This is a genomic window from Nocardioides sp. P4_G10 (assembly GCF_056401175.1).
This window is the reverse complement of record NZ_JBFUJV010000028.1, coordinates 12,140-34,276: the sequence shown is the minus strand read 5'-3', so window position 1 is coordinate 34,276 and position 22,137 is coordinate 12,140. Positions and strand designations below refer to the sequence as shown.

The window sequence follows — 22,137 nt, the reverse complement described above, 5'->3', positions numbered from 1 at the left end:
TCAGTCGGTCAGGGTGCGCAGGCTGTCGCGGGCGGCGTTGGCCACCGCCTCGCCGGTGATGTCGAACTCCTCGTAGATCCGCGCGAAGTCGGCCGAGGCGCCGTAGTGGTCGATGGACACGATGCGGCCGTGGTCGCCGACGTACTCGCGCCACCCCTGCTTGACGCCCGCCTCGACCGAGACGCGCGCCTTGACGGTGGGCGGCAGGACGGTCTCGCGGTAGGCCTCCTCCTGCTCCTCGAACCACTCGAGGCAGGGGAACGACACCACGCGGGCGCGGATGCCGTCGGCGGCGAGGAGCTCGCGGGCGGCGACCGCCGCCTGCACCTCGGAGCCGGTGCCCATGAGGATCACGTCGGGCTCGCCGTCACGGTCCTCGATGGCAGGGGCGTCGATGAGGACGTAGCCGCCGCGGTGCACGTTGGACGTGTCGCTGTAGCCGTCCTCGCCGCGCGGGAAGACCGGGACGTTCTGGCGGGTCAGCGCGATGCCGGCGGGGTGGTCGGTGCGCTCGAGGACGGCGTGCCACGCGGCGGCCGTCTCGTTGGCGTCCGCCGGGCGTACGACGTCGAGGCCGGGGATGGCGCGCAGGGCGGCGAGGTGCTCGATCGGCTGGTGCGTCGGGCCGTCCTCACCCAGGCCGATGGAGTCGTGGGTCCAGACGTAGGTGACCGGCAGGCCCATCAGCGCCGCCAGCCGGACCGACCCGCGCATGTAGTCGCTGAAGGTGAGGAACGTGCCGCCGAAGACGCGCGTGCCGCCGTGGAGCGCGATGCCGTTGAGGATGCCGCCCATGCCGTGCTCGCGGATGCCGAAGTGCAGCACGCGGCCCGCGAGCGGGTCGCCGGTCCACTGGTCGGTCGAGCGGCTCTCCGGGATGAAGGACGAGGCGTCCTCGATGGTGGTGTTGTTGGACTCGGCGAGGTCGGCCGAGCCACCCCACAGCTCGGGCATCACGCCGGCGACGGCGTTGATCACCGCGCCGGACGCCTTGCGGGTCGCCACGCCCTTGGGGTCGGCGTCGAAGGTCGGGAGCGCGTCGGCGAGGCCGACGGGCAGCGCGCGGGTCTGCATGCGCTCGAAGGTCTCGACGACGTCCTTGGGCGCTGAGCCCTTCCACGCGTCGAAGAGCTCCTGCCACGCGGCCTGCTGCTCCTTGCCGCGCGCGACGAGGGAGCGGGTGCGCTCGATCACGTCGGTCGGCACCTCGAAGTGCTGCTCGGGGTCGAAGCCGAGGATCTCCTTGGTGGCGGCCACCTCCTCCTCGCCGAGGGCCGAGCCGTGGGACTTGCCGGTGCCCTGCGCGTTGGGCGCGGGCCAGGCGATGACCGTGTGCAGGACGATGAGGCTGGGCCGGTCGGTGACCTCGTCGGCGGCGCGGACGGCGGCGTAGAGCTCGGGGACGTCCTCGACGTAGTCCGTGCCGTCGTTGGTCCAGTCGACGTGCTGGACGTGCCAGCCGTATGCCTCGTAGCGGGCGCCGACGTCCTCGGTGAACGCGACGTCGGTGTCGCCCTCGATCGAGATCTGGTTGGCGTCGTAGATCAGGGTGAGGTTGCCGAGCTGCTGGGTGCCGGCGATGGAGGAGGCCTCGGAGCTGACGCCCTCCTGCAGGTCACCGTCGGAGCAGAGCGCGTAGACGTGGTGGGTGAACGGCGAGTCGTCCTCGGCCGTGTCGGGGTCGAGCAGGCCCCGCTCGCGGCGGGCCGCCATGGCCATGCCGACGGCGTTGGCGACACCCTGGCCGAGCGGGCCGGTCGTGGTCTCCACACCCGCCGTGTGCCCGTACTCGGGGTGACCCGGCGTCTTGCTGCCCCACGTGCGCAGGGAGCGCAGGTCCTCGATCTCGAGGCCCCACCCGCCGAGGAAGAGCTGGGTGTAGAGGGTGATGGAGCTGTGGCCGCAGGACAGCACGAAGCGGTCGCGACCGGTCCAGTGCGGGTCGGCGGGGTTGTGCCGCATCACCTTCTGGAACAGCAGGTACGCCGCCGGCGCGAGGCTCATGGCCGTGCCGGGGTGGCCGTTGCCGACCTTCTGGACCGCGTCCATCGCCAGGACCCGGGAGGTGTCCACGGCCCGGCGATCGATGTCGTCCCACTCGAGGGTGGCGGGCAGGGCGGACTTCTTGGTCAACGCAGTTCCTCTCGATGGAGTGCAACCGGGTGCAGTCAGGATCACAGCCCAGCAGGGGTGGCCTCGACTACGACCCTATCGTCGTGGCCGAGTAGACTCGACCGTGCCCGAGGGTCGTCCCGGACGCCGGAACAGCTGGCCGTTCATCCTTCGGTTCCCTTGCTGTCCGCGTCCCATCCGCCCCCGTCCTCCCGAGGTTCTCCACCGTGTCCCACGCCGGCCCGAACGCAGCCGCGTCCGCCCGGCCGTCGACCGGTGACCCGGGCGTCGAGACCGACGCCCCGAAGTCCTGGCGCGACGTGGTCGCCGCCTACGTCGGGCTGACCAAGCCACGCGTGATCGAGCTGCTCCTCCTGACGACGGTGCCGGTGATGTTCTTCGCCGAGCGCGGCATCCCGCCGCTGGGGCTGGTTGCCGCGACCGTCGTCGGTGGCGCGCTGTCGGCGGGCTCCGCCTCGGCCTACAACTGCATCTACGACCGCGACATCGACGAGCAGATGCGGCGTACGCGACGCCGGGCGCTGCCCCGTCACATCGTCTCGCCGGTCTCGGCCCTCGTCTTCGCGACGGTGCTGGCCGTGCTGTCGACAGTGGTCCTGGCGCTGTGGGTCAACTGGCTCTCGGCCGCGCTGTCGGTGCTGGCCAACGCGTTCTACGTCCTCGTCTACACGATGCTCCTCAAGCGCCGGACCACGCAGAACATCGTCTGGGGCGGTCTGGCCGGCTGCTTCCCCGCGCTCATCGGCTGGACCGCGGTGACCGGCGAGCTGGCCTGGACGCCCGTCGTGCTGTTCCTGGTGGTCTTCTTCTGGACCCCGCCGCACACCTGGGCGCTCGCGCTGCGCTACCGCGAGGACTACCGCAACGTCGACGTGCCGATGCTCCCCGTGGTCAAGCCCGCGCCCGAGGTCGGACGACAGGTCGTCATCTACAGCTGGGTGATGGTCGCCACGTCGCTGCTGCTGTGGCCGGTCGCCGGGACAAGCCTGGTCTACCCGGTCGCCGCAGCCGTCCTGGGTGCCGTGTTCCTGGTCGAGGCCCACCGGATGTGGAAGCGTGCGAAGGGCTCCGAGGCGCTGACCGACATCAACCCCATGCGGCTCTTCCACGCGTCCAACCTCTACCTCTCCCTGCTCTTCGTCGCCGTAGCACTGGATCCCCTGCTCGGTCGGTAGCGCAACTTGAAGGTCTCGTCTGGTGAATGCGAGAAACTTTAAGATCTTCTTGAGACAACGTTCCGTGTCCAGAAGCCCCGCCGCCCGTTCAATGCTCCGTAGGGGGGAGGCAGTGGGCCACCCCCCGTGGGAGCAGGGGGTAGTTCTGCATGTCTTCATCACGTGAGCGACGGCACCGGACCGCTGGGGGAGCGGCCGGGCAGGGGGTTCGTCGCCCTTCGATCCACCGCGGTGTCTCGAGGCTCGTCACCCTCGTCCTGGCCGTGGGCTTCGCCGTCGTCGGCGTCGCCGGTGCGGCCAGTGCGCACCACAACACGATCAACGGTTCCGTCGTCTGCAAGACGGGCGGCGGCTGGGCCGTCACCTGGACCGTCGAGAACAGCGAGACGCGCACCGAGTCGATCACCGCGTCCAACCGGCCGGGCGTCGTCCCCGTCGGCACGCAGCTGACCTCGCGTCAGACACGCACGTTCACCGAGACCGTCACCACCAAGCCGACCTCGCCGCTGACCCTGACGCTGGCCGCGAGGTGGTCCAACGGCTCCACCAACACGAGCTCCGGGTACATCCCCGTCGCCACGTTCCTCGACGGCTGCAACGTCACCACCGTGCAGCCCCCGACGATCCCGGTCATCGACGACTGCGGCCCGGGCAACGCCCGCTACGGCCAGGTCCCGTCCGGGCCGTGGACCTCGGTCACCAACCCCAACGGCAGCGTCACGGTGACCGCCAACCCGGGCAACYAGTTCCCCGGCGGCAAGAAGAGCATCACCTACCCGGTGCCGACCGACAGCAACGTGCCGTGCCCGGCGTTCTTCCAGGTCACGACCGTGCCGGTCATCGACGACTGCGGGCCCGGCAACGCCCACTACGGGCAGATCCCCACGGGACCATGGACAGCCACGGTCAACCCCGACCGAAGCCTCACGGTGACCGCCGCTCCGGGCCACCAGTTCCCCAACGGGCAGACCGTCCTGACCTTCCCCGCGCCGACCGACAGCAACGAGCCGTGCCCGACCCCGCCGGTCGTGACCCCGCCGGTCGTGACGCCGCCGGTGGTCACGCCGCCCGTCGTCACCCCGCCCGAGGTGCTGCCAGCCGAGGCACGCGTCGTGTCGGCCCGTGCCCGCACGATCGACAAGTGCGGCACCCGCGGTGACGTCTACAAGGTCGTCAAGCGGTCGGGCGTCGTCTACACGTCGAAGGGCAAGGTCCTGCGCCAGGGCGTGTGGCTGAGGGCCGGCGCCAAGCGCGTCACCGTCCGCGCCCACGCTGCGGACGCGTCCTACCGGCTGGAGGGCAAGCAGGTGTGGAAGATGACCTTCCGCACCCGTCCGTGCGCCAACGCCCCGGAGGTCGCACCCAGCACCGGAGCGCGATGACCCGCTCCCGCGCTGCCGGGATCGTCGCCTCGATGGTCCTCTGCGTGACCGCGGTGGTCGGTCAGGGTGCGGCTCACGCCGCCCCTGACCGGCTCACCATCGGTCGCACCGGCACCGACGCGGCCATCATCAAGGTGCCGGCGCGCAACGACACCCTGGCGGTCGGCAACCGGCTCCGTGGTGCGGTCTACACCTGGTCGAAGGGCGACCCGCCCTGCGACCCGACAGGCAGCACCGTCTACGCCGGTCACGCCTGGCGCGCCGGCAACGGCGTCGCCGACCGGTGGGGCTCGCTGCGCCGCGGCGACGTCATCAAGGTGGCGGGCTGCCGGTTCGAGGTCACCCGCCGGGAGTACTGGCCCGCGTCGCGGCGGATGAGGTCGCTCTACTCCGTCGCCGGGCCGGCCCGGATCGTGCTCGTCGGCTGCAAGGCCGACGACTACTCCCGCCGCACGGTGGTCTTCGCACGGAAGATCGGGCGGTCCTGATCGGGCGGTCCTGACCGCCCGGCCTACGAAGGACCGATGCGGGTGGCGGCGTGCGTCTGGGGCACGCCGTCCGCCCGCGCCTCGTCGGCGCCACGGTGGGGCAGCACCGCCAGGGCGATGCGGGCCAGGCCGGCGGCGAGGAGGCCAGCGCCGAGCATGTGGAGGGCGACGAGGCCGACCGGCAGGTCCAGCCAGTACTGCACCCAGCCCAGGACGCCCTGGAGCACCTCGATCAGGAGCACCAGCCCGGTCACGCGTGCGAGCCACGGGTGCCCGCCGCGCAGCGCCGCGACCAGCAGCACGACGGTCAGGACGACGAGGACGTACACCGACGCCGCATGGACCTGCGACACCGTCGCCGGGTCGAGGCCGTTGCGGGGCGAGTCGGTGTCGCCGGCGTGCGGACCGGCCCCGGTCACGACCGTGCCGAGGTAGAGGACCACCCAGCCCGACGCGAACGTCGCCCACGCGAGGGCGCGCGGCAGCGGCGGTGCCATCCCGCGGGTGGGACTGCGCAGCTCGTCGATCAGGGCGACGCAGACCATGATCATCGCCATCGACAGCAGGAAGTGACCGGCGACGATCCAGGGGTTGAGGTCGGTCAGCACCGTGATGCCGCCCAGCACCGCCTGCAGCGGGATGCCGAGGCCGATGACGAGTGCCAGCCGCGTCGCGCGGCGGTGCCGCGCCCCGAGCGCGGCGAGGAAGCACAGGACGGCGACCGCGGCGAGGACGAAGGTCAGCAGCCGGTTGCCGAACTCGATGGCCCCGTGCAGCCCCAGCTCACCGTGGGCGACGTACGACGCGTCGGTGCAGCGCGGCCACGTCGGGCACCCGAGGCCGGAGCCCGTGAGCCGGACGGCCGCGCCGGTGACCACGATGCCGATGTTGGCGACGAGGTTGGCCAGGGCGAGCGGCCAGAGGTACCGCGCGAGGCGGTCGAGCAGGGTGCGTCCCATCATTCCCACCTGAAGGTCTTGGCCGTGAGCAGTGCGCCGAGCACCGCCCAGGCGGCGAGCACGAGCAGCGATCGGCCGTCGATGTCGGCGTGCACGAGCGTGGAGCGCATGGCCTCACCGAGGGCGCCGGACGGCAGCCACTGGATCAGCCCGCCGGCGGCGCCGTACGTGCTGGTCGGCAGCACGACGCCACCACCTGCCATGAGGAGCAGGTAGACGAGGTTGGCCAGCGCGAGGGTCGCCTCGGCACGCAGCGCGCCGGCGACGAGGAGCCCGAGGGAGGCGAAAGCCGCGGTGCCCAGGCCGACGGTGAGCACCAGGCCGATCACGGTGGTCGGCGGGCTGGCCAGCGAGGGCTCCCAGCCCAGGGCCAGTGCGACGGCCACGAGCACCACCAGCTGCAGGGCGACGACGTTGAGCAGCGCCAGCACCTTGCCCAGGAGCAGGCCGTGGCGGGGGAGGGGCGAGGAGCCGAGCAGCTTGATCACGCCGTAGCGGCGCTCGAAGCCGGTGGCGATGGCCACCGACGTGAACGCGGTCGACATCACGGCGAGGGCCAGCACACCCGGGGTGAGGAGGTCGACCGGCGCGTGCCCCTCGAAGGTGCTGCCGAGGCGGCCGGCCGCGGCGACACCTCCCACCAGCACGATCACCGGGATCACGATCGCGAGCAGCAGCTGCTCGCCGTTGCGCAGCATCAGCCGCGCCTCCATGCGGGCCTGGGCCAGCACCATCCGGCCGAGGCCGGAGCCTCCGGGAGCCGGGGTGAAGGTGCCGGTCGGGCGGGCGCCGGCGGGCGCGGTCCCGGCGGGAGGCGTGTTCATGAGGCCAGCTCCCGCCCGGTGAGCTCGAGGAAGACGTCCTCGAGGGTGCGCTGGCCGAGGGTGAGCGTCTGGGGGAGCACGGCGTGCTCCTCGCACCACCGCGAGACGCGGCCGAGGGTGCTGGCGTCGGCCGGACCGTGGATGAGCATGCTCACCTCGTCGAGCTGGCGCACCTCGGTCAGCGGTCCGAGCTCCCGGCGCAGCGACTCGGGGGCGCCGTCGGGGAACGGCCGGTTGACGACCAGCCGGATGGTCGCGGAGTGGCCGCCGCGGGTCAGCTCGGCCGGGGTCCCGGAGGCGATCAGCGTGCCGCGGTCGATGATGTGGATGCGGTCGGCCAGGTGCTCGGCCTCGTCCATGTGGTGGGTCGTCAGCACGACCGTGACGCCGTCGGCCCGCACCTCCTCGAGCATCTCCCACGTCGTACGCCTTGCCTGGGGGTCCATGCCGGCGGTCGGCTCGTCGACGAACACCAGCTCGGGTCGCCCGACGAGCGCGATCGCCAGGCCGAGGCGCTGCTTCTGGCCGCCGGACAGCCGGCGGTAGGGGGTTCGTCCGCACTCGCCCAGGCCGAGCCGTTCGACGAGCATGGCCGTGTCGAGCGGGTGCGCGTGCAGCGAGGCCATGTGCTCCAGCATCTCCACGGCGCGTACGCCGCTCCAGGCGCCGCCGCTCTGCAGCATGACGCCGATCCGGGGGAGCAGGTCCGCTCGGTCGCGCTGCGGGTCGAGCCCGAGCACGCGGACCGTGCCGCGCTGGGCCACCCGGTAGCCCTCGCAGGTCTCGAGCGTCGTGGTCTTGCCCGCGCCGTTGGGCCCGAGCACGGCGGTGATCGATCCCCGCGCCACCTCGAGCGACAACCCGTCGACGGCCACCTTGTCGCCGTACGCCATCACCAGACCGTCGATCTGGACGGCGGGGGAGGCGGGTGGCACGCACTGATTCTAGGTGCGCCTTATTGGGGAGCGGCTGTCGGTCCCCGCGACTAGCGTGGTCGCCATGACGCGTTCCGCCATCGAGGCCGAGGGCCTCGTCAAGCACTTCGGTGACACCGTGGCCGTGGACGGGGTGTCCTTCTCCGTCCCCGAGGGCTCGGTGCTCGGTCTGCTCGGGCCCAACGGCGCCGGCAAGACCACCACCGTCCGGATGATGACCACCCTGACCCGCCCGACCGCGGGCACGGGGCGCGTCGCCGGTCACGACATCCTGGCCGACCCCGCGGCCGTGCGCAGGAGCATGGGGCTGACCGGGCAGGCCGCGACCGTCGACGAGCTCCTGACGGGCCGGGAGAACCTGCGCCTCATCGGCAACCTCTACGGCCTCGACTCCTCCTACATCCGGCGCGCCAGTGACGAGCTGCTCGAGCGCTTCTCCCTCGCCGACGCCGGCGACCGGACGGCCAAGACCTACTCCGGCGGCATGCGGCGACGGCTCGACCTGGCGGTCAGCCTGATCGCGACACCGCCCGTGCTGTTCCTCGACGAGCCGACCACGGGCCTCGACCCGCGCTCGCGCGTGGAGCTGTGGGAGGTGCTGCGCGAGCTCGTCGCCGACGGGACCACCCTGCTGCTGACGACGCAATACCTCGAGGAGGCTGACCAGCTCTCCGACAACATCGTCGTGATCGATCGCGGCACGGTCATCGCCGAGGGCACCCCGCTGCAGCTGAAGGACCAGTCCGGTGCGGCCGCGCTCGTCGTGACGGTCTCCCACTCCGGGGACCTCCCGACCGCCGAGGCGCTGCTGCGCCCGCATGCCCGAGAGGTGCACGTCGACGTGGGGGCGCGCCAGCTCACGGCGCCCTCGGAGGGCCTGGGCCACATGACGCGCGTGGCCGGGATCTTCGACGAGAGCGACATCGTGCTCGACGACATCGGGCTCAAGCGCCCGAGCCTCGACGACGTCTTCCTCCACCTCACCGGGCACCGTGCCGAGCAGGAGACCGACGAGTCAGCCGAGGGTGACCCCGCAGACCAGCTCGACCAGACCGCAGGAGGAATGGCCCGATGACCACGCTCGAGCGACCGGAGATCCGCACCACCGGGCTTCCGGCCCAGTCGTGGGCCATCGCCCGCCGCAACTTCCTCCACATCAGGCGCATGCCCGAGATGCTGATGGACGTCACCATCCAGCCGGTGATGTTCGTGCTGCTGTTCGCCTTCGTGTTCGGCTCGTCGATCGACGTGGCGACGCCCGCCGGCTACCGCGCGTTCCTGCTCCCGGGGATCATGGCGCAGACCGTCGCCTTCGCCTCGTTCATCGTTGCCGTCGGCCTCACTGCCGACCTCGACAAGGGCATCGTCGACCGGATGCGGTCGCTGCCGATCAACCCGGCGGCCGTGCTGGTCGGGCGCAGCATCTCGAGCCTGGTCCACGCCTCGATCGGCCTCGTCGTCATGTCGCTGACCGGCCTGCTCATCGGCTGGCGCATCCACACCGACGTGTTCCAGGCGGCCTTCGGCTACGTCCTGCTCCTCGGCTGGGGGTTCGCGATGATCTGGGTCGGCATCTGGGTCGGCTCCGCGATGCGCTCGGTCGAGGCCGTCAACGGCGTCATGTTCGCGACGATGTTCCCGATCACCTTCCTGGCCAACACGTTCGCGCCCACCGACCAGATGCCGACCGTCCTGCGGTGGATCGCCGAGTGGAACCCGATCTCCTCGCTGACCCAGGCGGTCCGCGTGCTCTGGGGCAACGACCAGCCGCTCGCCGAGGGCGCGGCGTTCCCGATGCACCACCCGATCCCGTTCACGATCGGCTGGATCATCCTGATCACCGCCGTCGTGGCGCCGCTGGCCATCCGCACCTTCCGCGCCCGCACCGCTGACTGAGCGGGCGGCCGGCGCCCCCGGACCGCCGTGGGCCGGGTCACTTAGGCGACCCTTGCTTGAACGACCGGAAGCATTAACGACACACTGGTGTTGTGGAATTCGTGAGGACGTCGACGGCACAGCGTGAGGGCGATGCGCCCACACGCGACCGTGTGGCGCGCACGATCCTCGAGAACGGTCCCTCGACCGCCGCCGACCTGGCCCTCCGGCTCGACCTGACGCCCGCCGCCGTACGCCGTCACCTCGACCACCTCGCCGACGAGGGGGTCGTCGAGTCACGCGACCAGAAGGTCTACGGCACCCGGGGACGCGGCCGGCCCGCCAAGGTCTTCGCGCTCACCGAGACCGGGCGCGACAGCTTCGACCAGCAGTACGACGACCTCGCCGTGCAGGCCATGCGGTTCCTGGCCGAGACGCAGGGCGAGGAGGCCGTGGTCGAGTTCGCGCGGCGCCGGGTGGCCTTCGTCGGGCGCGACTACGCCGACGTCATGGCGTCCGACCCCGACCTGACGCCCGCCGAGGCGCTCGCGCGGGTGTTCACCCAGAACGGCTATGCCGCATCGGTGCGCGAGCTCCCGGTCGTGGGGGAGCAGCTGTGCCAGCAGCACTGCCCGGTCTCCCACGTCGCCCACGAGTTCCCGCAGCTCTGCGAGGCCGAGACCGAGGCGATCGCCTCCGTGCTCGGCACCCACGTCCAGCGGTTGGCGACCATCGCCCACGGTGACGGCGTGTGCACCACGTGCATCCCCCAGACCCTCAAGACGGACCCGAAGACGGTCCCGACAAAGGAGCAGGCATGACCTCCATCGAAGAACTCAACCCGGAGCTCAAGGGCATCGGCAAGTACGAGTTCGGCTGGTCCGACTCCGACACCGCCGGCGCCACCGCGACGCGTGGTCTCAACGAGGACGTCGTGCGCGACATCTCCGGCAAGAAGTCCGAGCCGCAGTGGATGCTCGACATGCGCCTCAAGGGCCTCAAGCTCTTCCACCGCAAGCCCATGCCCACCTGGGGCTCGGACCTGTCGACGATCGACTTCGACAACATCAAGTACTTCGTCCGCTCCAGCGAGAAGCAGGCGACGTCGTGGGAGGACCTCCCCGAGGACATCAAGAACACCTACGACAAGCTCGGCATCCCGGAGGCGGAGAAGCAGCGTCTCGTCGCCGGTGTCGCCGCGCAGTACGAGTCGGAGGTCGTCTACCACTCGATCCGCGAGGACCTCGAGGAGAAGGGCGTCATCTTCGTCGACACCGACACCGCGCTGAAGGAGCACGAGGAGCTCTTCAGGGAGTACTTCGGCACCGTCATCCCGGTCGGTGACAACAAGTTCTCCGCGCTCAACACCTCGGTGTGGTCGGGTGGCTCGTTCATCTACGTCCCCAAGGGCGTCCACGTCGACATCCCGCTGCAGGCCTACTTCCGGATCAACACCGAGAACATGGGTCAGTTCGAGCGGACGCTGATCATCGCGGACGAGGACTCCTACGTGCACTACGTGGAGGGCTGCACCGCCCCGATCTACTCCTCCGACTCGCTGCACTCCGCGGTCGTGGAGATCATCGTGAAGAAGGGCGCCCGCGTCCGCTACACGACCATCCAGAACTGGTCCAACAACGTCTACAACCTCGTCACCAAGCGGGCGACCTGCGAGGCCGGCGCCACGATGGAGTGGGTCGACGGCAACATCGGCTCCAAGGTGACGATGAAGTACCCCGCGATCTACCTCATGGGCGAGCACGCCAAGGGCGAGACGCTGTCGATCGCGTTCGCCGGCGAGGGCCAGCACCAGGACGCCGGCGCCAAGATGGTGCACGCGGCGCCGCACACCTCGTCGTCCATCCTGAGCAAGTCGGTGGCGCGCGGCGGCGGTCGTACGTCGTACCGCGGGCTGATCCAGGTCAACGAGGGCGCGCACGGCTCGAAGTCCAACGTGCTGTGCGACGCGCTGCTGGTCGACCAGATCAGCCGCAGCGACACCTATCCCTACGTCGACATCCGCGAGGACGACGTGTCGATGGGCCACGAGGCCAGCGTTTCCAAGGTCTCCGACGACCAGCTGTTCTACCTCATGTCGCGCGGCATGGAGCAGGACGAGGCGATGGCGATGATCGTGCGCGGCTTCGTCGAGCCGATCGCCAAGGAGCTGCCGATGGAGTACGCCCTCGAGCTCAACCGCCTGATCGAGCTGCAGATGGAAGGCGCGGTCGGCTGACCTGCCGCCCCGCCGCCTGACCGTGGGTCGTGACGCCTCGCCCCGGCGACCGTCACGAGACCGAAACGAGAAAGTAGAGCTTTGACCGTCACCACTGATTCCGTCCGCTCCGCGCTGGAGCAGGGCCCCGAGCACGGCAAGGTGGAGAGCCACCTCCACCCGGCCGGGTCGTTCGACGTCGCCGACCACGTGGTCCCGACCGGCCGCGAGGAGATCTGGCGCTTCACGCCGCTCAAGCGGCTCAAGGGCCTGCACGCCGACGCCGAGTTCATGCGGTCCGCGACCTCGTGCACGTGGAACACCCCCGAGGGTGTGCGCATCGAGGGCGTGTCCGGCGACGAGGCCCGCGACCTGCGCGGCCTCTCCGGCCTCGTGCCCAACACCCGCTGGGCCGCGCGCGTCCTGGCCGAGGTGCCCTCGACCCTGCTGATCGACGTGCCCGCCGACACCGAGGTGTCCGAGCCGATCGTCGTCGACCTCGACGGCAAGGATGTCGCCGTGACCGAGGCCGGCCACGTCGCGATGCGGTTCGGTGCGCACAGCAAGGCGATCGTGGTGCTCAACCACACCGGCTCCTCCACCATCGCCGCGGTCGTCGAGATCGCGGTCGGTGACGGCGCCGACGTCACGGTCGTCTCGCTCCAGGACTGGGCCGACGACGCCGTCCACCTGTCGCACCACCAGGCCCGCGTCGGTCGCGACGCCACCTACAAGCACGCCGCGATCTCCTTCGGCGGCGACCTGGTGCGGATGGACGCCAACGTGACCTACGACGGTCCCGGCGGCTCGGCCGAGCTGCTCGGCCTCTACTTCGCCGACGCCGGCCAGCACATCGAGCACCGGATCTTCGCCGACCACACGGCTCCGCGCACGAAGTCCCACGCGGTCTACAAGGGCGCGCTGCAGGGCGAGAAGGCGCACACCGTCTGGGTCGGCAACGTGCTGATCCGGAAGGTCGCCGAAGGCATCGAGACCTACGAGGAGAACCGCAACCTCGTCCTCACCGACGGCTGCCGGGCCGACTCCATCCCCAACCTGGAGATCGAGACGGGGGAGATCGAGGGTGCCGGGCACGCCTCCGCCACCGCGCGCTTCGACGACGAGCAGCTCTTCTACCTCCAGTCGCGCGGCGTCTCCGAGCAGGAGGCGCAGCGGCTGGTGGTGCACGGCTTCTTCAACGACCTCATCCGCCAGGTCGGCGTCCCCTCCATCGAGGACCGCCTCCTCACCACGGTCGAGGCCGAGCTCGCCAAGAACGTCCTCAAGGACCTCGGCTCGCTCGCCGCCTTCGGGTCGGACGACAATGCACCCCACGACGTTCTCGGCTCCCCCCGCTCCGCTCCTTCCGCCGACAACGCCGCGGGGACCCCGCGATGACCTTCGAGCGCGCCTGCGCACTCGACGAGGTCAGGACCGACCAGGGCCTCGCCGTGACCCTCGGCCGCTACGAGATCGTCGTCGCCCGCAACGGCGACGAGGTCTTCGCGCTGGAGAACGAGTGCAGCCACGCCGCCGTCGCCCTCAGCGAGGGCGAGGTCGGCGACTGCCAGATCGAGTGCTGGCTGCACGGGTCGATGTTCGACCTCCGCACCGGCAAGCCCACCAACCTCCCCGCGACCGAGCCGGTCGCCACCTTCCCGATCGAGGTACGCGGCACGGACGTGTACGTCGACACCGAGACCACCCTGAACGGAGTCACCCCCTCATGAGCAAGCTCGTCATCACCGACCTCCACGTCACCGTCGACACCGAGGACGGACCCAAGGAGATCCTCAAGGGCGTCACCCTCACCATCAAGGAGGGCGAGACCCACGCGATCATGGGGCCCAACGGCTCGGGCAAGTCCACGCTCGCCTACTCGATCGCCGGGCACCCGAAGTACACGATCACCAGCGGCTCGGTGACCCTCGACGGCCAGGACGTGCTGTCCCTCTCCGTCGACGAGCGTGCCCGCGCGGGCCTGTTCCTCGCGATGCAGTACCCGGTCGAGGTCCCGGGCGTCTCGGTGTCGAACTTCCTCCGCACCGCCAAGACCGCGATCGACGGTGAGGCCCCCAAGCTGCGCACGTGGGTCAAGGACGTCAACGGCGCACTCGAGCGGCTCAACCTCGACCCGTCCTTCGGCACGCGGAGCGTCAACGAGGGCTTCTCGGGCGGCGAGAAGAAGCGCCACGAGATCGCCCAGCTCGAGCTGCTCGACCCCAAGGTCGCGGTGCTCGACGAGACCGACTCCGGCCTCGACATCGACGCGTTGAAGATCGTCTCCGAGGGCGTCAACCGCTTCCGCGAGCGCGAGGGCAAGGGTGTCCTGCTCATCACCCACTACACCCGCATCCTGCGCTACATCGAGCCCGACTACGTCCACGTGTTCGTCGACGGCAAGGTCGCCGAGTCCGGCGGCAAGGAGCTCGCCGACCAGCTTGAGGCCGAGGGCTACGACAAGTACCTCAAGGCGAACGCCTGAGCCACCCGCCCGCACCGCCCACTTCGAAGGAGACCACGATGGAAGGGCTGCTTCCGGATCTCGACGTGATCCGCAAGGACTTCCCGATCCTCGAGCGCACGCTCGCGGGCGGAGTGCCGCTGGTCTACCTCGACAGCGCCAACACCTCGCAGAAGCCGCAGGTCGTCATCGACACGATGGTCGACCACCTCGAGCGGCACAACGCCAACGTCGCCCGCGCCATGCACCAGCTCGGCGCGGAGTCGACGGAGGCCTACGAGGCGGCGCGCGACCAGGTCACGAGCTTCCTCAACGCGTCGTCGCGCAACGAGGTGATCTTCACCAAGAACGCCACCGAGGCGCTCAACCTGCTGGCTCGCACGATCGATCTCGGTCCCGGCGACAACGTCGTGATCACCGAGATGGAGCACCACTCCAACATCGTGTCGTGGCAGCTGGCCTGCGAGCGCTCGGGCGCCGAGCTGCGCTGGTTCGGGCTCACCGACGACGGCCACCTCGACCTGTCGAACGCCGACCAGCTGCTCGACGAGCACACCAAGGTCGTCGCGTTCACGTGGGTGTCCAACATGCTCGGCACGATCAACCCGGTCACCGACCTCGTCGCCCGCGCGAAGTCCGTCGGCGCCCTGTCGGTCATCGACGCCTCGCAGGCCGCGCCGCAGCTGCCGGTCGACGTCCAGGCGACCGGGTGCGACTTCCTGGTCTTCACCGGCCACAAGGTGACCGGCCCGACGGGGATCGGCGTCCTGTGGGGGCGTGAGGAGCTCCTCAACGAGCTGCCTCCCTTCCACGGCGGCGGCGAGATGATCGAGACCGTGACCATGGCGCGGTCGACGTACGCCAAGGTGCCGCACCGCTTCGAGGCCGGCACCCCGCCGATCGTCGAGGCCGTCGGCCTGGGCGCAGCGGTCGACTACCTCCGCCACATCGGTCTCGACGCGATCCACCGCCACGAGCAGGCGATCACGGCGTACGCCCTCGAGGGCCTGCAGTCCGTGCCAGGACTCACGGTCCTCGGCCCGCTCGACGCCGCGCAGCGCGGCGGGGCGATCAGCTTCGAGCTCGCAGGTGTCCACCCGCACGACATCGCGCAGGTCCTCGACTCGCGCGGCATCGCGATCCGAGCCGGCCACCACTGCGCCAAACCTGCGCACGCGCGCTTCGGCGTGCAGAGCTCGAGCCGGATGTCGTCCTACCTCTACACGACGCCGGCTGAGATCGACGCGCTGGTCGAGGGCCTCCACCACACCCGCAGCTACTTCAAGGTGGACGGATGAGCACTGACCTCGACGCGCTCTACCAGGAGATCATCCTGGACCACTACAAGAACCCGCACCACAAGGGCCTGCGCGACCCGTTCGAGTCCGAGGTGCACCACGTCAACCCGACCTGCGGCGACGAGGTGACGCTGCGCGTCCACCTGTCCGACGGCGTGGTCGAGGACGTGTCCTACGACTCCGTGGGCTGCTCCATCTCGCAGGCGTCGGCGTCCGTGCTGACCGACCTCGTGATCGGCAAGCCCGTCGGCGAGGCGATGCAGATCCACCAGACGTTCCTCGAGCTCATGCAGGGCAAGGGACAGGTGGAGCCCGACGAAGACGTCCTCGAGGACGGCATCGCGTTCGCCGGTGTCGCCAAGTTCCCCGCGCGCGTGAAGTGCGCGCTGCTCTCCTGGATGGCGTGGAAGGACGCGACCGCCCAGGCCCAATCAGAAGGAGCCCCCTCATGACCAACCCCCAGGGCATCGACCACGGCGACCTCCCCGACGTGCCCGAGGCCGGGCAGGGCGGTGGCACGGCGACGGTGACCGTCGACGACGTGACCGAGGCGATGAAGGACGTCGTCGACCCCGAGCTCGGGATCAACGTCGTCGACCTCGGCCTCGTCTACGGCGTGCACCTCGACGAGCACAGCAACGCCGTCCTCGACATGACCCTCACCTCGGCGGCCTGCCCGCTGACCGACGTGATCACCGACCAGACCGAGTCGGCCCTCGAGGGCCTCGTCGGCGACGTCGCGATCAACTGGGTCTGGATGCCCCCGTGGGGCCCGGACAAGATCACCGACGACGGTCGCGAGCAGCTCCGGGCGCTCGGCTTCAACGTCTGAGCGGTGCGCCAGAGGCTGTACGGGGCTCGGGCTCGCCCGTAGGGAGGTGGACCCCCCCTGCCCTCGGAGCGCGGGCGGTTCTACGGTGCCGAGACGGCCTCGCACCGTGCGGGACCGCTCCGAAGCAGGGGGTATCGCATGAACCGGATCGTGCCCACGGCGCTGACCACCGTCGCGCTCCTCGTCCCCGCCTCCGTCCTCGCGCCCGCGGCCGCCGCCCCCGCGGAGGCAGGCACCGCTGTCACGGGAGCCTGGAAGGGCCAGGTGTTCGGTGACAACGGCGCCGATGCGGGCTACAGGGCACGGGTCCGCATCTTCAAGCGCAACGGCGAGCTGCGAGGACGCGTGGCCTCGGGCGGCTGCTACGGCGTCTGGCGCTACCGGGGCCGTTCCAACGGCTGGTACCGCTTCGCCGAAGTCATCACCCGCAACACGACCGGCGACTGTGTGAAGCGCGTCGCGGTCAAGGTCCGCCGGGACGACGCCAAGCTGCGCGTCGTGTGGCGCGAGCGCACCTCGGGTGACACCGCGACGATGCTGGCGGACAAGGTCTGACGGCAGGCCGATATTCCGTGGCGCGGTTGCGTGCTTCGAGCGCACACTCCATCCGTGCTCAACCCCCACCCCACGCGCTACGCCGAGCTCAACGGCGTGCTGCACGACCTCGTGACGGGCGCCCAGGAGGCGCTCGGCGAGTCGTTCGTCGGCGCCTACCTGCAGGGGTCGTTCGCGCTCGGGGCGGGTGACCTGCACAGCGACTGCGACTTCATCGTCGTGGTGGGGGAGCGGCCCGACGCGGAGCAGGAGGCCGCGCTGCGGCGGCTCCACGCCGACCTGCCGCACCGCGACGGCTTCTGGTACGGCCACCTCGAGGGCTCGTACGCCGTCGCCGGCGACCTCGCCGCCGTGGCCGGGCTGGGCCGGGAGTGGCTCTACGTCGACCACGGCTCGGACGTCATGGCGTGGTCGGAGCACTGCAACCAGCCGTGGACCCGCTGGATCCTGCGCGAGCACGGCATCACGCTCGTCGGCCCGTGCCCGGAGCAGCTGATGGAACCCGTCCCCGACGACGTGCTCCGCGAGAGCGCACGGGCGGGGCTCGCAACGCTCACCGACGACGTCCTGGGCTGGTGCCCGCCGAGCATCGCGTGGTGCCAGCGCTACCTCGTCGTCCAGGCCAGTCGCAGCCTCTTCACGATCCGCACGGGTGAGGTGGCCAGCAAGCGCGACGCGTTGCGGTGGGTGATGGTGCACGGCGATCCCGGCTGGCGACCGCTGCTGCAGCAGGTGCTCGCCGACCGCGACCTCGGTCTCGACCCGGAGGCGCCACCGCGCCCGGGTTCGATGCAGGCCGCGCGGGACTACGCGGCGTACGTCGCCGCCGTGGCCTGACTGGCTACCCTTCGGGCATGGATCCCGAGGTCGAGCCCAGCAACGTCGAGCCGTCCGAGGTCGAGTTCGACCACGAGGAGCTGCGGGTCTTCTGGGACCTCGCCCGCTTCCACGCCAAGCTCAACGCCGCACCGACCTACTTCGGGCCGACGACGCTGGAGTCCGTGCCGCCTCCGGCGTGGGCGTACGGCGAGTCGGCGGAGGAGTCCGACGCCTACGTCGAGTCGGTGCTCGCCGACGAGCAGGGGAGCACGACCGCCGCGGTGGCCGACTACGCCGGCGACCTCCCGCAGCCCGGCGTGCTCTCCATCCTCTGCGACGGCTCCGGCCGACCGCGCGCTCTCGTCGAGGTCAGCGACGTGAGCGTCACCGGCGACGACCTGACCGAGTCGTTCAAGGTCGTCTACCAGCCCTGAGAGACCACCCCACGACGTTCTTCTCCTCCGCTTCGCTCCCCCGAACAACGCCGCGGGGACCCCGTACCCCGCCCGTCCGCGTGTGGGAGAGTCCTCGCATGGCTGAGCGGATGACCTACCTCCTCGTCGACGGGGAGAACATCGACGCCACGCTGGGCACCTCGATCCTGGGCCGGCGTCCGCGTCCCGAGGAGCGGCCGCGGTGGGACCGGCTCCTGGAGTGGGCCGAGCGGGCGTTCGACCAGGACGTCACTGGTCTGTTCTTCCTCGCGGCCACGACCGAGCTGCCCACCAGCTTCGTCCAGGCCCTGCTCGCGATCGGCTTCAAGCCGATCCCGCTCAGCGGCGAGGGCAAGATCGTCGACATCGCCATCCAGCGCACCGCCGAGGCGCTCGTCCACCGCGAGGCCGACGTGGTGCTGGTCAGCCACGACGGCGACTTCGTCGACCAGGTCTCGGCACTGTGCGACGGCAGCCGCCAGGTCGGCGTCATCGGGTTCACCGAGTTCGTGAACTCGCAGTTCCGCAACCTGCCCGGCCTGCGGATCTTCGACCTCGAGTACGACCTCGGCGCCTTCAACTCGCCGCTCCCGCGCACACGCGTGATCCCGATCGACGAGTTCGACCCGCTCGACTTCCTCTGAGGTCGGGCGTGCCGTCCGTCCTGGTCCCTGCCCCGCGCTGGGAGAGGTGGGTCGCCAACTTCGCCTCCGGCCACGGCGGTGCTGACCTCACGGTCGCCGACGGCGCGCTCCGCGGGCAGGCGGTCGACGGCTCGCACTTCGCGGCCCGGCTGCCCTTCGCGAGTGCGTACGACGGCCCGCCCGAGGCTGCCGACTTCGCGGCCGCGGCCCAGGCGCCGGGGGAGTGGGGCGTGCTGCTCGTGCGCAAGGGCGGCTTCGCCGTCGCCCGGATGGGCGGCGTCGCCATCGTCGAGCACAAGATCGGCCAGCGGCACGTCCAGGGTCGCACCAAGGCCGGGGGCCAGAGCCAGCAGCGCTTCGCCCGTCGCCGCGACAACCAGGCGCGGCAGGCCTACGAGGCGGCCGCCGACCATGCGGCGCGGATCCTCGGCGTCGTACGCCTCGTGGTGGCCGGCGGTGACCACGCGGCGGTCGACGCAGTGCTGACCGACCAGCGGCTGGCGTCGGTGACGGTCGTGGACCCCTGGCTGGCCGTGCCCGACCCGCGCCGGGCGGTGCTGGACCAGGCGATCGTGGACGCGCAGTCGATCGCCGTCGACGTGACCAACGCCTGACGCACGTGGGGGCGCTGACGCCGTAGGTTGAGGTCGTGAGCAGCACCATCGAGGTCCGCGGCCTCGTCAAGACCTTCGGCAGTGCTCGTGCCCTCGACGGCCTCGACCTCGACGTCACGCCGGGCGAGGTGCACGGCTTCCTCGGACCCAACGGAGCGGGAAAGTCCACCACCATCCGGGTGCTGCTCGGGCTGCTGCGCAGCAACGGCGGCACCGCGTCGGTGTTCGGGCGGGACCCGTGGCGCGACGCCACCGACATCCACCGACGCCTGGCCTACGTGCCCGGTGACGTCAGCGTCTGGCCCAACCTGTCCGGCGGCGAGACCATCGACCTGCTCCTGCGGATGCGTGACCTCGACCCGCGCTCGACGCGTCGCGACGACCTGCTGGAGCGGTTCGAGCTGGACCCCACGAAGAAGGGGCGTGCCTACTCCAAGGGCAACCGGCAGAAGGTCGCCCTCGTCACCGCGTTCGCCGCCCCCATCGACCTGCTGATCCTCGACGAGCCCACCTCCGGGCTGGACCCGCTGATGGAGCAGGTCTTCAACGAGTGCCTCGCCGAGCACAAGGCCGCGGGCACGACCGTCCTGCTCTCGAGCCACATCCTCAGCGAGGTCGAGCGGCTGGCGGACCGCGTGACGATCATCCGCAGCGGCCGGACGGTCGAGTCGGGGTCGCTCGAGGAGCTGCGCCACCTCCGGCGCAACCGGGTCCGGGCCGAGGTCTCGGGTCCGGTCCCCGACCTCGCGGGGCTGGACGGCGTGCACGACGTCACGGTCGACGGGCGCGTCGTCTCCGCCTCGGTCGACCCCTCCGGACTGCCGCCGCTCCTTGACGCCCTCCACCACGCCGGGGTCGTCTCGCTGACCAGCTCACCGCCCACCCTCGAGGAGCTGTTCCTCGACGCCTACCGGAGCTCGCCGTGAGCAACCGGCTGCGCGGCACCGGGCTGCTCCTGAGGTTCGCGCTGCGCCGTGACCGCATCCTGATGCCGGCGTGGGTGCTGCTGCTCACCGCGACCGTGGTGGCCAGTGCGGCGGCCACGGGTCCCCTCTACGCCACGACGGCGGAGCGGGTGGCCGCGGCCGAGGCGCTCAACGCCAGCCCCGCGATCGTCGCCCTCTACGGGCCGATCCTCGACACCTCCAGCCTCGGCGAGCTGTCGATGACCAAGATGACCGTGCTCTACGCCGTGTTCGTCGCCTTCATGTCCGTGGTCCTCGTACGCCGCCACACGCGCGTCGAGGAGGAGACCGGGCGCGCCGAGCTGGTCGGCGCGACCGCGGTGGGCGCCGACGCCCCGCTCGCGGCCGCACTCGCGGAGGCCGTGCTCGCCTCGGTCGTGCTGGGCGTGCTGGTGGCCGTGGGCAACATCGCGTCCGGGCTGCCCGTCACCGGCTCGGTGCTCTTCGCGGCGTCGTGGACCGGCATCGGCCTGGTCGGCGCGGGGATCACCGTCGTGGCGGCCCAGCTGTCGAGCAGCGCGCGCACGGTCGGCTTCGTGGCTTCCGGCGCGATCGGCGTCCTCTACCTCCTGCGGGCGATCGGCGACACGTCCGCCGGGTGGCTGTCGTGGCTGACGCCGTTCGGCTGGGGCACGCAGCTCAGCGCCTGGTCCGAGCCGCGCGCCTGGCTGCTGGTGGCCTACCCGCTGCTCGCAGGCGCGCTGACCGCGGCCGGCGTCGCGTTGCGGCGACGACGCGACCTCGGGGCCGGCCTGCTGCCGGACCGCGCCGGTCCGGCAGAGGGAGCCCCACGGCTGCGTGACGCCCTCACCCTCGTCTGGCGCCAGCAGGGCACCGCGCTGGCCGGCTGGACCGTCGGCATCGGCGTGATCGGCGTCCTGATGGGGTCGATCGTGCCCAACATCGGCGACCTGCTCGACACCGAGACCACGCGGCCGATCATCGAGGCGATGGGCGGGGTGGGTGGACTCCAGGACGCGCTGGTCTTCGCGCTGGCGTCGGTGATCGCCGTCGTGATCACGTGCTTCGGCATCTCCGCCGTGACGCGCGCCGCCGGCGACGAGCACGACGGCCGCACCGAGACCGTGCTCGCCACGGCCACCTCCCGCGCCGGGCTGCTCGTGGCGGTGTCGTCGGCCGCGATCCTCGGCAGCACCTGGCTCCTGCTGGTCTCCGGCGCCGCGACGGCCATCGGCTGGGGGCGCGGGCTGGGAGCGGTCGGGGCCGCGCTGGCCCAGGCGCCGGCGGTGTGGGTCGTGCTCGGTGTCGCGCTGCTGCTGCTGTCGGTGCGCAGCCGCTGGGCCGTCGCCGGCTGGGCGGTGCTCGCTGCGTTCGTCACCCTCGGGCAGGTCGGCGCCGGACTCGAGCTCCCGGGCTGGGTCCTCGGCCTCTCGCCGTTCCACCACGTGCCCAAATACCCGTCCGAGGCCTTCGACTGGCGTCCCGAGCTGCTGCTGACCGTGCTGGCAGCTGCCCTCGTGTCGCTCGCCTGGTGGCGCTACCGCGTACGGGACATCGGCTAGCGT

General features: G+C 71.0%; 24 protein-coding genes. 20 read left to right on the top strand and 4 right to left on the bottom strand.

From position 1 onward, the window contains the following. Positions 1-2,115 (bottom strand): transketolase, encoded by a 2,115-nt coding sequence (tkt, locus tag AC1DP1_RS21100; protein WP_477508515.1) that lies wholly within the window; start codon positions 2,113-2,115, stop codon positions 1-3. Positions 2,116-2,339: 224 nt separating this feature from the next. On the opposite strand from tkt, the gene AC1DP1_RS21095 reads away from it, so the two are divergent. From AC1DP1_RS21095 to AC1DP1_RS21085, 3 genes are all read left to right on the top strand, one after another. Beyond that, entirely contained in the window at positions 2,340-3,308 is a 969-nt protein-coding gene (locus AC1DP1_RS21095) for a heme o synthase (protein ID WP_477508506.1), read from the top strand. 263 nt (positions 3,309-3,571) lie between these two features. Continuing rightward, complete coding sequence (locus AC1DP1_RS21090; RefSeq protein ID WP_477508505.1) at positions 3,572-4,690, top strand: hypothetical protein; 1,119 nt, start codon at positions 3,572-3,574, stop codon at positions 4,688-4,690. Continuing rightward, positions 4,687-5,178 (top strand): class F sortase, encoded by a 492-nt coding sequence (locus tag AC1DP1_RS21085; protein ID WP_477508504.1) that lies wholly within the window; start codon positions 4,687-4,689, stop codon positions 5,176-5,178. Before AC1DP1_RS21090 ends, AC1DP1_RS21085 begins: the two co-directional genes overlap by 4 nt. Positions 5,179-5,201: 23 nt before the next feature. Here AC1DP1_RS21085 and AC1DP1_RS21080 read toward each other — a convergent pair whose 3' ends face one another. From AC1DP1_RS21080 to AC1DP1_RS21070, 3 genes are read right to left on the bottom strand one after another with little or no spacing between them, the layout of a single operon-like run. Then, the gene (locus AC1DP1_RS21080; protein WP_477508503.1) at positions 5,202-6,137 is read right to left on the bottom strand and encodes a COX15/CtaA family protein; all 936 of its coding nucleotides are present in this window, start codon (positions 6,135-6,137) and stop codon (positions 5,202-5,204) included. Further along, positions 6,137-6,961, bottom strand: coding sequence for an ABC transporter permease (locus AC1DP1_RS21075; RefSeq protein ID WP_477508502.1), 825 nt, complete (start codon positions 6,959-6,961; stop codon positions 6,137-6,139). Before AC1DP1_RS21075 ends, AC1DP1_RS21080 begins: the two co-directional genes overlap by 1 nt. After that, positions 6,958-7,896 (bottom strand): ABC transporter ATP-binding protein, encoded by a 939-nt coding sequence (locus AC1DP1_RS21070; RefSeq protein WP_457191409.1) that lies wholly within the window; start codon positions 7,894-7,896, stop codon positions 6,958-6,960. Before AC1DP1_RS21070 ends, AC1DP1_RS21075 begins: the two co-directional genes overlap by 4 nt. A gap of 64 nt (positions 7,897-7,960) precedes the next feature. Between AC1DP1_RS21070 and AC1DP1_RS21065 the strand changes: the two genes are divergently transcribed. The 17 genes from AC1DP1_RS21065 (at position 7,961) to AC1DP1_RS20985 (ending at position 22,134) form a co-directional block, all read left to right on the top strand. After that, positions 7,961-8,971, top strand: coding sequence for an ATP-binding cassette domain-containing protein (locus tag AC1DP1_RS21065; RefSeq protein ID WP_477508501.1), 1,011 nt, complete (start codon positions 7,961-7,963; stop codon positions 8,969-8,971). Further along, positions 8,968-9,792 (top strand): ABC transporter permease, encoded by an 825-nt coding sequence (locus AC1DP1_RS21060; protein WP_477508500.1) that lies wholly within the window; start codon positions 8,968-8,970, stop codon positions 9,790-9,792. Before AC1DP1_RS21065 ends, AC1DP1_RS21060 begins: the two co-directional genes overlap by 4 nt. Positions 9,793-9,884: 92 nt before the next feature. Next, positions 9,885-10,592: a helix-turn-helix transcriptional regulator gene (locus AC1DP1_RS21055; RefSeq protein ID WP_477508499.1), complete on the top strand. Its 708-nt coding sequence runs from the start codon at positions 9,885-9,887 to the stop codon at positions 10,590-10,592. After that, positions 10,589-12,007, top strand: coding sequence for a Fe-S cluster assembly protein SufB (sufB, locus tag AC1DP1_RS21050; protein ID WP_477508498.1), 1,419 nt, complete (start codon positions 10,589-10,591; stop codon positions 12,005-12,007). Before AC1DP1_RS21055 ends, sufB begins: the two co-directional genes overlap by 4 nt. Positions 12,008-12,088: 81 nt before the next feature. Beyond that, positions 12,089-13,384 (top strand): Fe-S cluster assembly protein SufD, encoded by a 1,296-nt coding sequence (gene sufD / locus AC1DP1_RS21045; RefSeq protein WP_477508497.1) that lies wholly within the window; start codon positions 12,089-12,091, stop codon positions 13,382-13,384. Further along, entirely contained in the window at positions 13,381-13,716 is a 336-nt protein-coding gene (locus AC1DP1_RS21040) for a non-heme iron oxygenase ferredoxin subunit (protein ID WP_477508496.1), read from the top strand. Before sufD ends, AC1DP1_RS21040 begins: the two co-directional genes overlap by 4 nt. Then, positions 13,713-14,471 (top strand): Fe-S cluster assembly ATPase SufC, encoded by a 759-nt coding sequence (sufC, locus tag AC1DP1_RS21035; RefSeq protein WP_457191395.1) that lies wholly within the window; start codon positions 13,713-13,715, stop codon positions 14,469-14,471. The genes AC1DP1_RS21040 and sufC overlap by 4 nt, the downstream gene beginning before the upstream one ends. A gap of 38 nt (positions 14,472-14,509) precedes the next feature. Then, positions 14,510-15,748, top strand: coding sequence for a cysteine desulfurase (locus AC1DP1_RS21030; protein WP_477508495.1), 1,239 nt, complete (start codon positions 14,510-14,512; stop codon positions 15,746-15,748). Next, positions 15,745-16,200 carry a Fe-S cluster assembly sulfur transfer protein SufU gene (gene sufU, locus AC1DP1_RS21025; RefSeq protein ID WP_477508494.1) on the top strand — a complete coding sequence of 152 codons (456 nt, stop codon included), beginning with the start codon at positions 15,745-15,747 and terminating at the stop codon, positions 16,198-16,200. Before AC1DP1_RS21030 ends, sufU begins: the two co-directional genes overlap by 4 nt. Further along, entirely contained in the window at positions 16,197-16,580 is a 384-nt protein-coding gene (locus AC1DP1_RS21020; protein WP_457191391.1) for a metal-sulfur cluster assembly factor, read from the top strand. The genes sufU and AC1DP1_RS21020 overlap by 4 nt, the downstream gene beginning before the upstream one ends. Before the next feature lie 138 nt (positions 16,581-16,718). Then, positions 16,719-17,135 (top strand): hypothetical protein, encoded by a 417-nt coding sequence (locus AC1DP1_RS21015; protein ID WP_477508493.1) that lies wholly within the window; start codon positions 16,719-16,721, stop codon positions 17,133-17,135. Positions 17,136-17,189: 54 nt separating this feature from the next. After that, positions 17,190-17,972, top strand: coding sequence for an aminoglycoside adenylyltransferase domain-containing protein (locus AC1DP1_RS21010; RefSeq protein ID WP_477508492.1), 783 nt, complete (start codon positions 17,190-17,192; stop codon positions 17,970-17,972). Positions 17,973-17,989: 17 nt separating this feature from the next. Next, positions 17,990-18,388, top strand: coding sequence for a hypothetical protein (locus tag AC1DP1_RS21005; protein ID WP_457191387.1), 399 nt, complete (start codon positions 17,990-17,992; stop codon positions 18,386-18,388). Positions 18,389-18,486: 98 nt separating this feature from the next. Further along, a complete protein-coding gene (locus AC1DP1_RS21000) occupies positions 18,487-19,032 on the top strand; it encodes an NYN domain-containing protein (protein ID WP_457191385.1) in 546 nt (181 codons plus the stop codon). Between the two features lie 8 nt (positions 19,033-19,040). Then, complete coding sequence (locus tag AC1DP1_RS20995) at positions 19,041-19,646, top strand: acVLRF1 family peptidyl-tRNA hydrolase (RefSeq protein WP_477508491.1); 606 nt, start codon at positions 19,041-19,043, stop codon at positions 19,644-19,646. Between the two features lie 35 nt (positions 19,647-19,681). Continuing rightward, a complete protein-coding gene (locus AC1DP1_RS20990; protein WP_477508490.1) occupies positions 19,682-20,572 on the top strand; it encodes an ABC transporter ATP-binding protein in 891 nt (296 codons plus the stop codon). Then, entirely contained in the window at positions 20,569-22,134 is a 1,566-nt protein-coding gene (locus tag AC1DP1_RS20985) for an ABC transporter permease (protein WP_477508489.1), read from the top strand. The genes AC1DP1_RS20990 and AC1DP1_RS20985 overlap by 4 nt, the downstream gene beginning before the upstream one ends. Positions 22,135-22,137: the final 3 nt, after the last annotated feature.

Bases quoted from the DNA above. Each gene is read 5' to 3' on its own strand.
- AC1DP1_RS21085 (WP_477508504.1), top strand. From the start codon at position 4,687: ATGACCCGCTCCCGCGCTGCCGGGATCGTCGCCTCGATGGTCCTCTGC.
- AC1DP1_RS21080 (WP_477508503.1), bottom strand. From the start codon at position 6,137: ATGGGACGCACCCTGCTCGACCGCCTCGCGCGGTACCTCTGGCCGCTC.
- AC1DP1_RS21075 (WP_477508502.1), bottom strand. From the start codon at position 6,961: ATGAACACGCCTCCCGCCGGGACCGCGCCCGCCGGCGCCCGCCCGACC.
- AC1DP1_RS21065 (WP_477508501.1), top strand. From the start codon at position 7,961: ATGACGCGTTCCGCCATCGAGGCCGAGGGCCTCGTCAAGCACTTCGGT.
- AC1DP1_RS21060 (WP_477508500.1), top strand. From the start codon at position 8,968: ATGACCACGCTCGAGCGACCGGAGATCCGCACCACCGGGCTTCCGGCC.
- sufB (WP_477508498.1), top strand. From the start codon at position 10,589: ATGACCTCCATCGAAGAACTCAACCCGGAGCTCAAGGGCATCGGCAAG.
- AC1DP1_RS21040 (WP_477508496.1), top strand. From the start codon at position 13,381: ATGACCTTCGAGCGCGCCTGCGCACTCGACGAGGTCAGGACCGACCAG.
- sufC (WP_457191395.1), top strand. From the start codon at position 13,713: ATGAGCAAGCTCGTCATCACCGACCTCCACGTCACCGTCGACACCGAG.
- AC1DP1_RS21030 (WP_477508495.1), top strand. From the start codon at position 14,510: ATGGAAGGGCTGCTTCCGGATCTCGACGTGATCCGCAAGGACTTCCCG.
- sufU (WP_477508494.1), top strand. From the start codon at position 15,745: ATGAGCACTGACCTCGACGCGCTCTACCAGGAGATCATCCTGGACCAC.
- AC1DP1_RS21020 (WP_457191391.1), top strand. From the start codon at position 16,197: ATGACCAACCCCCAGGGCATCGACCACGGCGACCTCCCCGACGTGCCC.
- AC1DP1_RS21015 (WP_477508493.1), top strand. From the start codon at position 16,719: ATGAACCGGATCGTGCCCACGGCGCTGACCACCGTCGCGCTCCTCGTC.
- AC1DP1_RS21005 (WP_457191387.1), top strand. From the start codon at position 17,990: ATGGATCCCGAGGTCGAGCCCAGCAACGTCGAGCCGTCCGAGGTCGAG.
- AC1DP1_RS21000 (WP_457191385.1), top strand. From the start codon at position 18,487: ATGGCTGAGCGGATGACCTACCTCCTCGTCGACGGGGAGAACATCGAC.